The sequence below is a fragment of the Yeguia hominis genome, assembly GCF_014384705.1.
Taxonomy (GTDB): Bacteria; Bacillota; Clostridia; order Oscillospirales; family Acutalibacteraceae; genus Yeguia; species Yeguia hominis.
In genome coordinates, this window is sequence record NZ_JACRSN010000002.1 from 64,459 (window position 1) to 77,169 (window position 12,711).

8 protein-coding genes are annotated in these 12,711 nt (G+C 52.6%); 7 read left to right on the forward strand and 1 reads right to left on the reverse strand.

Annotation, left to right across the window (positions count from 1 at the left end):
* The first annotated feature begins 153 nt into the window (after positions 1-153).
* The 3 genes from IAG03_RS01680 (at position 154) to IAG03_RS01690 (ending at position 3,060) form a co-directional block, all read left to right on the forward strand.
* Positions 154-924, forward strand: a complete 771-nt coding sequence (locus tag IAG03_RS01680) for an SDR family oxidoreductase (RefSeq protein ID WP_249317948.1) — start codon at positions 154-156, stop codon at positions 922-924.
* Between the two features lie 47 nt (positions 925-971).
* Positions 972-2,015: an NAD(P)-dependent alcohol dehydrogenase gene (locus IAG03_RS01685; RefSeq protein WP_249317949.1), complete on the forward strand. Its 1,044-nt coding sequence runs from the start codon at positions 972-974 to the stop codon at positions 2,013-2,015.
* 313 nt (positions 2,016-2,328) lie between these two features.
* Positions 2,329-3,060, forward strand: a complete 732-nt coding sequence (locus IAG03_RS01690; protein ID WP_249317950.1) for an HAD family hydrolase — start codon at positions 2,329-2,331, stop codon at positions 3,058-3,060.
* Positions 3,061-3,429: 369 nt separating this feature from the next.
* Here IAG03_RS01690 and IAG03_RS01695 read toward each other — a convergent pair whose 3' ends face one another.
* Positions 3,430-3,807 carry a hypothetical protein gene (locus IAG03_RS01695; RefSeq protein WP_249317951.1) on the reverse strand — a complete coding sequence of 126 codons (378 nt, stop codon included), beginning with the start codon at positions 3,805-3,807 and terminating at the stop codon, positions 3,430-3,432.
* A 344-nt stretch (positions 3,808-4,151) separates the two neighbouring features.
* Between IAG03_RS01695 and rpoB the strand changes: the two genes are divergently transcribed.
* The 4 genes from rpoB (at position 4,152) to rpsG (ending at position 12,662) form a co-directional block, all read left to right on the forward strand.
* Complete coding sequence (rpoB, locus tag IAG03_RS01700) at positions 4,152-7,853, forward strand: DNA-directed RNA polymerase subunit beta (RefSeq protein ID WP_249317952.1); 3,702 nt, start codon at positions 4,152-4,154, stop codon at positions 7,851-7,853.
* A gap of 16 nt (positions 7,854-7,869) precedes the next feature.
* Positions 7,870-11,415 (forward strand): DNA-directed RNA polymerase subunit beta', encoded by a 3,546-nt coding sequence (rpoC, locus tag IAG03_RS01705; protein ID WP_249317953.1) that lies wholly within the window; start codon positions 7,870-7,872, stop codon positions 11,413-11,415.
* 205 nt (positions 11,416-11,620) lie between these two features.
* Complete coding sequence (rpsL, locus tag IAG03_RS01710) at positions 11,621-12,046, forward strand: 30S ribosomal protein S12 (RefSeq protein ID WP_249317954.1); 426 nt, start codon at positions 11,621-11,623, stop codon at positions 12,044-12,046.
* A gap of 145 nt (positions 12,047-12,191) precedes the next feature.
* Positions 12,192-12,662, forward strand: coding sequence for a 30S ribosomal protein S7 (gene rpsG / locus IAG03_RS01715; RefSeq protein WP_249318147.1), 471 nt, complete (start codon positions 12,192-12,194; stop codon positions 12,660-12,662).
* Positions 12,663-12,711: the final 49 nt, after the last annotated feature.

Genomic DNA, 12,711 nt, shown 5'->3' on the forward strand with positions numbered 1-12,711 from the left:
CGAAAACAGGCCGTTTTCGTCCTGCCTGTGTTTTACCTAGAAGTTGAAAAGCGGAGATTCGAAATCTTGACTTTTACACAGCGAAACGATATACTGATTATTGGTGAATTTTACGCGATCAATGCAATTCTGAACAATTAAGGAGAGAAAACGATGAGCAGTTATCTGGAAGAAATGTTCAGTCTGAAGGGTAAAACCGCAATCGTAACCGGTGGCGGACGCGGAATCGGACAGGTCGTGGCCTGCGGTCTTGCGAAAGCAGGTGCGGAGGTCGCAATTTTTGTACGGACCAAATATGAAGAGACGGTACAGATGATTACGGAAGCAGGCGGAAAGGCATACGGCCTGCAGGTCGATGTGACCGACGAAGCGCAAGTCGACGCCGCGATGGCGGAAGTGTTGCGCCGTTCCGGTTCGATTGACATTGTTTTTAATAATGCCGGAATCTGTATCCATGAAGATACCTTTAAGGCGACTATCGATCAGTGGCGCGAAGTGATCGATATCAATTTGACCGGCGAATATATTATGGCGCGTGCGGCGGCAAAAATCATGCAGGAGAGAGGCATTCACGGCAGCATCATCAATATGGCCTCGATGTCCGGCTCGATTGTCAATATCCCGCAGTGGCAGGCGTCCTATAACGCCTCAAAAGCAGGCGTCATCCACATGACCCGTTCGCTTGCAGTGGAGTGGACGCAGTACGGAATTCGCGTCAACAGCCTCAGCCCCGGATACATTGCGACGCCGATGTCGGTTGACACGCCGCAGGAGCTGAGGGACGCTTGGATGCCGCTTATTCCGATGCACCGGATGGGCAAGCCGGAAGAGCTGATTCCGGCAGTGCTGTATCTTGCAAGCGACGCTTCCGGATATACGTCCGGCGCCGACGTTATTGTCGACGGTGCATATAGTTGTCTGTAATCTTACGGTTTTGATCGTGAATTTGAGAGATTACATAGGAGGAGAAAATGGAAGGAATGATGAAAGTAGCAGTCATGACCGGAATCGGTAAAATGGGCTGGGAAGAGCGCCCGATTCCGAAGCCTGCTGACGATGAGGTTCTCGTGAAGATCGAGTACGTCGGTGTTTGCGGATCGGATCTGCATTATTACGAAACCGGCGCAATCGGCGATTTTGTCGTCGAACCGCCGTTCGTTCTCGGTCACGAAGCGGCCGGTACGGTTGTGGAAGTCGGCAAATCGGTCAGCCATCTGAAAATTGGCGACCGGGTTGCAATGGAGCCGGGAAAAACCTGCGGCCACTGCGAATTTTGCCGCAAGGGTCTTTATAATCTTTGCCCGGACGTCGTATTCTTTGCAACGCCGCCGGTAGACGGCGTTTTCCAGGAGTATGCGGCGCATGAAGCGGATCTGTGCTTCAAGCTTCCGGAAAATGTGGATACCATGCAGGGCGCGCTGATTGAACCGCTGGCAGTTGGATTCCATGCGGCAAATCAGGGCGGCGCGCATATCGGCCAGACTGCCGTGGTGATGGGCGCCGGATGTATCGGCCTGATGACGCTTTTGGCGCTGAAATCCATGGGCCTTACCGAAATCTACGTTGTGGATATCATGCCGAAGCGTTTGGAAAAAGCGCTGGAGCTCGGTGCAAAGGGCATCATCAACGGACGCGAAAAGGATGCCGTGAAAGAAATCCTTGCGCTGACAGAGGGGAAAGGCTGCGATCTGGCAATCGAAACTGCCGGTACGGAGATCACCACAAAACAGTGCATCGCGATGACTAAAAAAGGTGCGACGATCGTTCTCGTTGGTTACAGCGCATCCGGTCATATGGATCTGCCGGTCAGCGATATGCTCAACAAAGAGCTGGAGATCAAGACGGTGTTCCGGTATCGCCATATTTACCCGATGGCAATCGAAGCAGCTTCCAGCGGTGCAATTGATCTGAAGGGTGCCGTTACCAATGTCTTTGACTTTAAGGACGTTGGCGAAGCGATGGACCTCTGCGTCAAGAACAAGGCGGATATTGTCAAGGCCGTCATCAAAATGTAAGAACCCACGGACAGGGCGCGCAGATGCGCGCCCTGTTTTTAAAATCACGCAGCGTGTAAGGCGGCGTTTGCAGAGCGCCCCTGGGCGTCTTGGCAGGGATCACGAAGCGGGGCGCTGTCCTTTAGGCTTGCATATCAAATGGCAGCAGTCCGGCTGCGGCGCGGCCTTGTACAGGCAAAATCAAATTCGGGTGGATTCTGGATCATGAAGAATGCACAGAGAGCGGTGAAATACGGCTTCGGTGATTTTCGAAAAAACGGACAGCTCATAAAAAGAGAGCGGCGGGAAAGCAAAAGAACAGGAGAGAGACAGCATGCAGATTCGCGGGATCATCTTCGACTTTAACGGAACCATGTTTTTCGACACGGAAAAACAGGAGGAAACCTGGCGCAAAATGCTCAAAGAGGTTACCGGACGGGATGTCACCGATCGGGAATTGAAAGAACATATGCACGGCCGGCGGAATAAGGATATTTTCGAGTATTTTCTGGGAAAGCCGCTTACAGAGGAAGAAGCGGACCGGCTGGTATCGCGCAAAGAGGCGATGTACCGTGCGATGTGTGTGGAAGATCTTGCGCACTTCTGCTTTGTGGACGGCTTGACAGAACTGCTGGATGAATTGAAGGCATGCGGAATTCAGCGCACAATTGCGACAGGATCGGAGCAGGAAAACGTCGACTTCTTTGAAGAATATCTGCATCTGCACAACTGGTTTGATCTGGACAAAATTGTCTGTACGGACGGTTCTTTTGCCTGCAAGCCGGCACCGGATATTTACGAAATTGCCGCGCAAAAAATCGGCGTTCCGGTTGCGGAATGCATCGTGGTCGAAGATTCGATTTCCGGCATTCTTTCTGCTAAAGCTGCACATGCCGCAAAGGTGATCGGAATTGTCTCTGCGCAGACGGAAGAAGAACTGCTTGCCATCGGCGCGGATGCAGTCATCCGGGATTTTTATGGTTTCTCCCGTTTTTTGGACGAGTCGGACTGCGCAGATGCTTCCGCAGGCAGTGCTGCCGGCGTTACGACCGCTGCGAATCCATAATTTCCCAAAATAGAAATGGTTCGTGGATCTTCTAAGCCAAAGGACACTTTCGGGTGTTTGTGAAAAGGAATGCCCCGCTATGGCGCAATCGATTTACGGAGTCTGTTCGCGCTGCACTTGTTTCTGGTTTTGGCAGTACGTTTTGGTGCAGCAAAAACCGGACAGCCTGGTTGATCTGGAAAAATGTCGGTATTCTTCTGAAAATAACGAATTTTGTCTTGACAGAACGGGAAGCCTTCTGCAGGAAAACTCTATCTCTATAAAGAAAAGCGCTCTGCATTTGCAGAGCGCTTTTTAGCTGTACGTCCATAATAGTCTCCGGAACCATACCGCACGAAGGCCGAAAATTTTGAAAAACGGCGGAGTCTATCAGGCGAGCTGGGAAAGGAGCTGCCCCCACAGACCGATCAGCGCCGACCGATAAAGAAATCCGGCCGCTGCGGAAAGCGCAAGCACAATAACGCCGAGAATCAGCGCAGCGCGCGCATGGTTTTTGCGGTTTTCATTTTTACAGCCGCCGCAAGCCCAGATAAGACAGATGATCCATCCGACAAGCGGAATGGCAAACAAGAGCATATTTCCGATAAAGCCGCCGATTCCAAGAGGTGCAAACCGGCTGCTTTTGGGCGGTGGAACATCGTAGACTGGGGACGCATAAGCCGGCGTCGGATCGGTGTAGCAAGACGCACCCGAAGCGGAATTTTGCGGTGTGGCCGCAATGTCATTTCTGAAGCGTTCTTCTGTCATGGGGAAGGCCTCCTGCCAAAAAAGAATGATACAAAAAGAAAAATCGGGCGTTCATTTCTGCATATCCAGAAAGAAATTGGCCGATTTTCAAATAAAGTATTGACAAATCATAGCAAATATCATATAATGATAAACTGCCCCATCATAGGAAAGGGTTCCCTTTCCTATAACCACATATAGTGTAGCATAAACCTTTCAGAAAAGCAAGAGTATCTTAAAAATATGCGGAAATGACGCAGATTTTGTGGGGTTCTATGAACCACTTTTGCGGCAGATGGGCGGACGGTTTATCAGAACAGAATGCCGGGCAACCGGCAAATATATGAATTGGAGTGATTGAGCCTATGGTAAATGTCAAACCAGTGCAGTTGGGCAAAAATACCCGGATGAGTTTTGCTCGAATTGATGAAGTTCTCGACATGCCAAACCTGATTGAAGTCCAGAAAAGTTCGTATCGATGGTTTCTCGACGAGGGGCTCAAGGAAGTATTTCAGGATGTTTCCGGCATTACGGATTATACCGGAAACCTGGTGTTGGATTTTATTGATTACAGACTGGATGATACTCCAAATTACAGCGTTGCAGAGTGCAAAGAGCGCGATGCGACCTATGCGACTGCGCTTCGGGTTCAGACTCGTCTGCTCAATAAAGAGAGCGGCGAGATTAAAGAATCCGAAGTGTTTATGGGCGATTTTCCCCTGATGACGGAAAGCGGCACATTTGTGATTAACGGCGCAGAGCGCGTCATTGTCTCTCAGCTTGTCCGTTCGCCCGGCGTTTACTATAAAATGGAATACGACAAGACGGGCAAAGAGCTCTTCAGCGCGACGGTAATTCCGAACCGCGGCGCATGGCTGGAATATGAAAATGATGCCAACGATGTCTTTTATGTCCGAATCGATAAAAACCGTAAAATTCCGGTAACGGTTTTTATTCGTGCACTCGGACTCGGCACCGATGAGGAAATTCACGAGTATTTCGGTGATGACGACCGCATCAACGCGACCATCGAAAAGGATCCCTGCAAAAATACAGAGGAGGCGCTTTTTGAGGTTTACCGCAAACTGCGTCCTTCTGAGCCGCCGACCATTGAAAGCGCACAGTCCCATATCAACGGATTGTTCTTTGACGCGCGCCGGTATGACCTTTCCAGAGTTGGCCGCTATAAATACAATAAGAAGCTGAATCTTGCAGGCCGGATTACCGGGCAGGAACTGACCCGCCCGATTGCAAACCCGCTGACCGGCGAAGTGATGGCAGAAGCCGGCGAAGTGATTTCCCGCGAAAAAGCGAAGGAAATTGACGATGCAGGCGTTTCCACTGCATTTGTTCTCGTTGGCGAGCGCGAAGTGAAGGTCGTTTCCAACGGCATGGTCGACATCAATGACTTTGTCGGCTTTGATGCAAAAACAGAGTGCGGCATCAACGAGCGCGTGCGCTTCTCGGTTTTGGCTGAAATTTTGGATGCCTGTGAGGATGACGATGCACTGCGCGAGATGATCCGTACCCGTGCGGACGAACTCGTGCCGAAGCACATCATCATCGACGATATCTTTTCTTCTATTAACTATATGAATTGCCTCGCGGTTGGTCTCGGCACCACCGACGACATCGACCACCTCGGCAACCGCCGGATCCGTTCGGTCGGCGAGCTGCTGCAGAATCAGTTCCGGATTGGTTTTTCCCGTTTGGAGCGCGTAATCCGGGAACGTATGACCCTGCAGGCGCAGGATTTGGATGCGCTGACGCCGCATTCGCTCATTAACATCCGTCCGGTTGTGGCGGCGATTAAGGAGTTCTTCGGATCTTCTCCGCTGTCGCAGTTCATGGATCAGACAAACCCGCTTGCAGAACTGACGCACAAGCGCCGTCTTTCCGCACTCGGCCCGGGCGGACTTTCCCGTGACCGCGCCGGATTCGAAGTGCGTGACGTTCACTATAGCCACTACGGCCGGATGTGCCCGATTGAGACGCCGGAAGGCCCGAACATCGGTCTGATTTCCTACCTTGCTACATTCGCACGGATCAACGAATACGGCTTTATCGAAGCGCCGTTCCGCCGTGTGGATAAGGAAACCGGGATTGTCACCGACGAGGTCGTTTATATGACGGCGGACGTCGAGGACGAATATATTGTCGCGCAGGCAAACGAGCCGCTCGATGAAAACCACCGCTTCAAAAACGCAAAGGTCAACGCCCGGTATCGTGACGGCTTCCTGGAGACAGAATCGTCGCGTGCGGACTTTATGGATGTCTCTCCGCGAATGGTTGTTTCGGTTGCAACGGCAATGATTCCGTTCCTTGAGAACGATGACGCCAACCGTGCATTGATGGGCTCGAACATGCAGCGTCAGGCAGTGCCGCTGCTCAAAACAGAATCTCCGATCGTCGGAACCGGTATGGAATACAAGGCTGGTGTGGACTCCGGCGTCTGCGTACTCGCGAAACGTCCGGGCATTGTGCAGAGTGTCAGCGCCGACGAGGTAACGGTGCTGGCTGATAACGGCACCACCGACGTCTATACCATTACCAAGTTTATGCGTTCCAACCAGAGCACATGCATCAACCAGATTCCGGTTGTAGAACGCGGACAGGTGCTCAAAGAGGGCGACGTCATTGCGGACGGCCCGGCCATCAAAAACGGCGAAATCAGCCTTGGCAAAAATGCCCTCATCGGCTTTATGACCTGGGAAGGCTACAACTACGAGGATGCCGTTCTGATTAACGAAAAAATTGTACGGGACGATGTTTACACCTCCATCCATATGGAAGAGTACGAGATTGAATCCCGCGATACCAAACTGGGACCCGAGGAAATCACGCGCGATATCCCGAACGTGAACGAAGACCTCCTGCGCGACCTGGACGAAAACGGTATTATCCGGATCGGCGCGGATGTCCGTGCGGGCGATATCCTGGTCGGAAAAGTTACCCCGAAGGGTGAAACCGAACTGACTGCGGAAGAACGCCTCCTGCGTGCAATCTTCGGCGAAAAGGCGCGCGAAGTCCGTGACACATCTCTGCGTGTACCGCACGGCGAGTACGGCACCGTGGTCGATGTTAAGGTCTTTACCCGTGAAAACAGCCACGACGAGCTCAGCCCGGGCGTCAATAAGGTTGTCCGCTGCTATATTGCCCAGAAACGAAAGATTTCCGTCGGCGATAAAATGGCGGGCCGTCATGGAAACAAGGGTGTTGTGTCGAGAATCCTGCCGGAAGAGGAAATGCCGTTCCTGCCGGATGGCACACCGCTCGATATCGTGCTCAATCCGCTCGGCGTTCCGTCCCGTATGAATATCGGACAGGTGCTGGAAGTGCATCTCGGTATGGCGGCGAAGGCGCTCGGTTGGAAGATCATGACGCCGGTCTTTGACGGCGCACATGAAGATGATATCCGGGAATGCTTCCGCAAGGCTGGTATGCGTGAGGACGGTAAGTTTATCCTCCGCGACGGCCGTACAGGCGAATATTTCGATAACCCGGTAACCGTCGGTTACATGTATTATCTCAAACTCCATCACCTGGTTGATGATAAAATCCACGCACGTTCCACTGGTCCGTATTCGCTTGTTACGCAGCAGCCGCTCGGCGGTAAGGCGCAGTTCGGCGGCCAGCGTTTCGGTGAGATGGAAGTCTGGGCGCTTGAAGCTTACGGCGCGGCATATACTCTGCAGGAAATCCTGACTGTGAAGTCCGACGATGTGGTCGGCCGTGTCAAGACGTATGAGTCGATTGTGAAGGGTCAGAACATTCCGAAGCCGGGTGTACCGGAGTCCTTTAAGGTGCTGATCAAAGAGCTGCAGTCTCTGGGACTGGATGTCAAGGTTCTCGACAAGAATGCGGAAGAGATTGATCTCAAGCGCAACTTCGACGACGACGATATCAACTTCACGCAGGCGGAAGACCTCTTTGACGAGCCGGGTATTGCGGATAATCTGGACGGCTATTCCCTTGAAGGCGACGACGTCTTTGAAGCGGATGACGAGGAAGACGACGACCTTTTTGATATGGACGACGATTTCGACGACGACAAAACAGAAGACTGAACGGGGGAGTGCACGTATGGAATTTAACGAGTTTGAATCGATCAAGATCGGACTTGCTTCACCGGATAAAATCCGCGAATGGTCCCATGGCGAAGTCAAAAAGCCGGAAACCATTAACTACCGCACGTTAAAGCCAGAGCGCGACGGCCTCTTCTGCGAACGCATTTTTGGACCGCAGAAGGACTGGGAGTGCCACTGCGGCAAGTATAAAAGAATCCGCTACAAGGGCAAAGTCTGCGACCGCTGCGGCGTAGAAGTGACGCGCGCAAAGGTTCGCCGTGAGCGGATGGGCCATATTGAACTAGCGGCTCCGGTCTCTCACATCTGGTATTTCAAGGGCATCCCCTCCCGGATGGGCCTTGTGCTGGATGTTTCTCCGCGGATGCTGGAAAAGGTGCTCTATTTTGCCCTTTATATCGTTCTGGATCCCGGTAATGTGCGGGAATTGCAGAAAAAGCAGCTCCTGACAGAAAAAGAATACCGCGATATGCGTGAAAAATATGAGGATGATTTCGAGGCGGCAATGGGCGCGGAAGCGATCAAACGTCTGCTCGAAGAAATTGACCTCGACGAGGTTTCCGAAGAACTGAAAGCGGAACTGGCAGGCGCTTCCGGTCAGAAGCGAGTCCGGATTCTGAAGCGTCTGGAAGTAATTGAGGCATTCCGGATTTCCGGAAACCGTCCGGAATGGATGATTCTCGATGTGGTTCCGGTTATTCCACCGGATATCCGTCCAATGGTACAGCTCGACGGCGGTCGTTTTGCGACCTCCGACCTCAATGATCTGTATCGCCGCGTGATTAACCGCAACAACCGTCTGAAGCGTTTGCTCGAACTTGGCGCGCCGGACATCATCGTCCGCAACGAGAAGAGAATGCTGCAGGAAGCGGTCGATGCGCTCATTGATAACGGCCGCCGCGGCCGCCCGGTGACCGGCCCGAACAACCGGCCGCTCAAATCGCTTTCGGATATGCTCAAGGGAAAACAGGGGCGGTTCCGTCAGAACCTGCTCGGCAAACGTGTCGACTACTCCGGCCGTTCCGTTATCGTTGTCGGTCCGGAACTGAAAATGTACCAGTGCGGCTTGCCGAAAGAGATGGCGCTGGAGCTCTTTAAGCCCTTTGTCATGAAGCGCCTGGTTGAAACCGGCGCGGTCGGCAACATCAAAGCTGCCCGTAAGGCAGTGGAACGCGCAAAGCCGGAAGTTTGGGATGCGCTGGAAATTGTCATCAAGAACCATCCGGTTCTTCTCAACCGTGCACCGACGCTGCACCGTCTGGGTATCCAGGCATTTGAGCCGGTTCTCGTAGAGGGCCGCGCGCTCAAGCTGCATCCGCTCGCCTGTACGGCTTATAACGCGGACTTCGACGGCGACCAGATGGCGGTCCATGTGCCGCTCTCCGCAGAGGCACAGGCTGAAGCGCGCTTCCTGATGCTTGCAGCCGGAAACCTGCTCAAACCCTCTGACGGACGTCCGGTTACGGTTCCGACGCAGGATATGGTTCTCGGTTCCTACTATCTGACGCTCGACAAAGACGGAGAACCGGGCGAAGGCAAGGTGTTCCGCGACGTCGATGAAGTGTTGATGGCTTATGACACCAAGGTGATCAGCCTGCACGCAAAAATCAAGGTGCGCCGTACGCTGGAAGTGGACGGCGAAATGCGGACCGGAATTGTCGATACTACGGCCGGCCGGATCATTTTCAACCGTCCGATTCCGCAGGATCTCGGATTTGTGGATCGCACCAATCCGGAGGATGCCCTGAAATTTGAAATCGACTTCCTGGTCAATAAAAAGAAGCTCGGAAATATTATCGATCGCTGCATTAAGGTGCACGGAACAGCCCGGACCTCTGAGGTGCTCGACAATATTAAGGCGCAGGGATACCGGTATTCCACCATCGGCGCCATCACGGTTGCGGTTTGCGATGCAACCATTCCGCAGGAAAAGAAATCGATTATTTCCGCTGCGGAACAGGTGATTGATACCGTTACCGACGATTTCCGGAACGGCTTGCTCTCCGAAGAGGAACGCAAGAATGCGGTGCTCCGTACCTGGGAAAAAGCAACAAACGATGTTACGACGGCTCTGCAGAACGGCCTTGACCGGTATAATCCCATCTACATGATGGCGGACTCCGGCGCCCGTGGTTCCATGAGCCAGATTCGTCAGCTTGCCGGTATGCGCGGACTGATCGCCAATACCTCCGGTACGGTTATTGAAATTCCGATTCGTGCGAATTACCGTGAAGGCTTGAACATTCTTGAATACTTCATTTCTTCTCGTGGCGCGCGGAAAGGCCTTGCCGATACCGCACTGCGGACCGCAGACTCCGGATATCTGACCCGCCGTCTGGTCGATGTTTCGCAGGATGTCATCATTCGTGAAGACGACTGCGGTGCAACGGACGGCCTGACCGTCTTTGATATCAGCGAAGGCAACGGCCTCATCGAATCGCTGCATGAGCGCCTGATCGGACGGTATCTCACAGAAGATTTTGTCGACGAAGCGACCGGCGAGGTTCTCGTTTCCAAAGATAAGATGATGGATGACAGCGATGCCGATATCATTGTCGGCCACGACGTCAAACGGATTAAAATCCGGTCGATCCTCAACTGCAAGGCGCGCCACGGCGTCTGCAAAAAGTGCTACGGCATGAACCTTGCAAATGGTCAGCCGGTAACGGTCGGCGAAGCGGTTGGTATTATTGCTGCACAGTCGATCGGTGAGCCGGGCACACAGCTGACGATGCGTACGTTCCACACCGGCGGTGTCGCGAGTGCGGAAGATATTACACAGGGTCTGCCGCGTGTTGAAGAATTGTTCGAAGGCCGTAAGCCGAAGCACCTTGCCATCATCAGTGAGATTGCAGGCACGGTTTCCTTTGAAGAAATCAAGAAGAACACCCATGTTGTGGTGACGGATAACGAGACCGGCGACCGCCGCTCGTACCTCATTCCGTTCGGATCCCGGATCAGCGTCAAGGAAGGCGATATGATCCAGGCTGGCGATCGGATTACCGAAGGTTCGGTCAACCCGCATGATATCCTGGCAATCAGCGGCACGCACGCCGTACAGGATTACCTCATTCAGGAAGTACAGTGTGTATACCGGATGCAGGGTGTTGATATCAACGATAAGCACATCGAAGTGATCGTTCGCCAGATGATGAAGAAGGTCAAAATCGATGATGCGGGCGATACGCCGCTGCTGCCGAGTTCTCTGACCGAAAAGAGCGAGTTTGAGGCGGAGAACGAGCTGATCCGTGAGCGGATTGCAAACGGAGAAGAGGGCCTCAGAGAGGCTACCTGCACGCCGGTGCTGTTGGGTATTACCAAGGCGTCCCTCGCGACGGAATCCTTCCTCTCGGCGGCTTCCTTCCAGGAGACGACAAGAGTTTTGACCGATGCCGCGATCAAAGGCAAGACCGATCCGCTGATTGGCCTGAAGGAAAACGTCATCATCGGAAAACTGGTTCCTGCTGGAACCGGAATGGCTTGTTACAGCAATGTCGGAATCGAGGAAGACGAAAAAGAAACCTTGACAAACGACGCTGTTTGAGTTTATAATTAATCCTTGTGCGATGCGGTTTTATGCAGATTAACAGGAAGTTTAATCTGCATAAAATTCCGCGTATATTTTGATGCTGTTTGGGCATTCTAATGTCCGTTTAGCATATGTCTGTAGGCACTTGCGGTTTGAAGTGATTTGGCTGCAAAAAAGTACAGGCTGTCTTGAGAAAAAATAAAAAAAGAGGAGGTGTCATATGCCAACATTTAACCAGTTAGTCCGTGCCGGCCGTGAGGTCAGTGAGAAGAAGGCGAAAGCGCCTGCGCTGCTGAAGGGATGGAACTCTAAAAAGAGAGTTTCGATCGATCAGGATTCCCCGCAAAAGCGTGGTGTCTGCACGTCTGTTAAGACTGCTACCCCGAAAAAGCCGAACTCTGCGCTGCGTAAAATCGCGAGAGTGCGTCTCTCCAACGGAATCGAAGTTTCTGCTTATATTCCTGGAGTCGGCCACAATCTGCAGGAGCACAGCGTCGTGATGATTCGTGGAGGCCGTGTTAAGGATTTGCCTGGTGTGCGTTACCACATCATCCGCGGTACTCTTGATGCTCAGGGTGTTGCAAAGCGCATGCAGGCTCGCTCTAAGTACGGTGCGAAACGTCCGAAGGCAGGCGCGAAAAAGTAATCGCCTAACCCCATGACAGAAAACTGATTGGCTAGAGGTATCCCGCGCGCTGTTGCGCTGCGGATTTATATAGAGCCTCGCTTGCCAACGGGAGTTTGTCGCTTTCGAGTACCTATGATATCATTCTTATGAAGGAGGGAAGATGATGCCAAGAAGAGGCAATGTTGCGAAGCGTGACGTTTTGCCGGATCCGCTCTACAATTCCAAACTGGTAACCCGTCTGATCAACAATATCATGATCGACGGCAAGAAGGGCGTTTCCCAGAAAATTGTGTATGATGCATTTGATATCATCCGCGAAAAGACTGGAAAAGACCCGCTGGAAGTGTTTGAGCAGGCCATGGAGAACGTGATGCCGTCGCTTGAAGTCAAAGCACGCCGTGTCGGCGGTGCAACTTACCAGGTGCCGATGGAGGTTCGCCCGGAGAGAAGACAGACTCTGGGTCTGCGCTGGGTGACCACCTATTCCCGTGCCAGAAACGAGCGCACCATGAAAGAACGTCTTGCAGGCGAGATCATGGACGCTGTGAACGGTACTGGCGGTGCTGCGAAAAAGCGTGACGATACGCACAAGATGGCAGAAGCAAACAGAGCGTTTGCACACTACAGATGGTAAGCAACAACTAGCATTCTTTCCGTTTTGCCCTGCTGTTTTTTTAGCAGGA

Excerpts from the sequence above, each read along its gene's own strand:
- rpsL (WP_249317954.1), top strand. The coding sequence starts at position 11,621 with ATGCCAACATTTAACCAGTTAGTCCGTGCCGGCCGTGAGGTCAGTGAG.
- rpsG (WP_249318147.1), top strand. The coding sequence starts at position 12,192 with ATGCCAAGAAGAGGCAATGTTGCGAAGCGTGACGTTTTGCCGGATCCG.
- rpoB (WP_249317952.1), top strand. The coding sequence starts at position 4,152 with ATGGTAAATGTCAAACCAGTGCAGTTGGGCAAAAATACCCGGATGAGT.
- rpoC (WP_249317953.1), top strand. The coding sequence starts at position 7,870 with ATGGAATTTAACGAGTTTGAATCGATCAAGATCGGACTTGCTTCACCG.
- IAG03_RS01695 (WP_249317951.1), bottom strand. The coding sequence starts at position 3,807 with ATGACAGAAGAACGCTTCAGAAATGACATTGCGGCCACACCGCAAAAT.
- IAG03_RS01680 (WP_249317948.1), top strand. The coding sequence starts at position 154 with ATGAGCAGTTATCTGGAAGAAATGTTCAGTCTGAAGGGTAAAACCGCA.
- IAG03_RS01685 (WP_249317949.1), top strand. The coding sequence starts at position 972 with ATGGAAGGAATGATGAAAGTAGCAGTCATGACCGGAATCGGTAAAATG.
- IAG03_RS01690 (WP_249317950.1), top strand. The coding sequence starts at position 2,329 with ATGCAGATTCGCGGGATCATCTTCGACTTTAACGGAACCATGTTTTTC.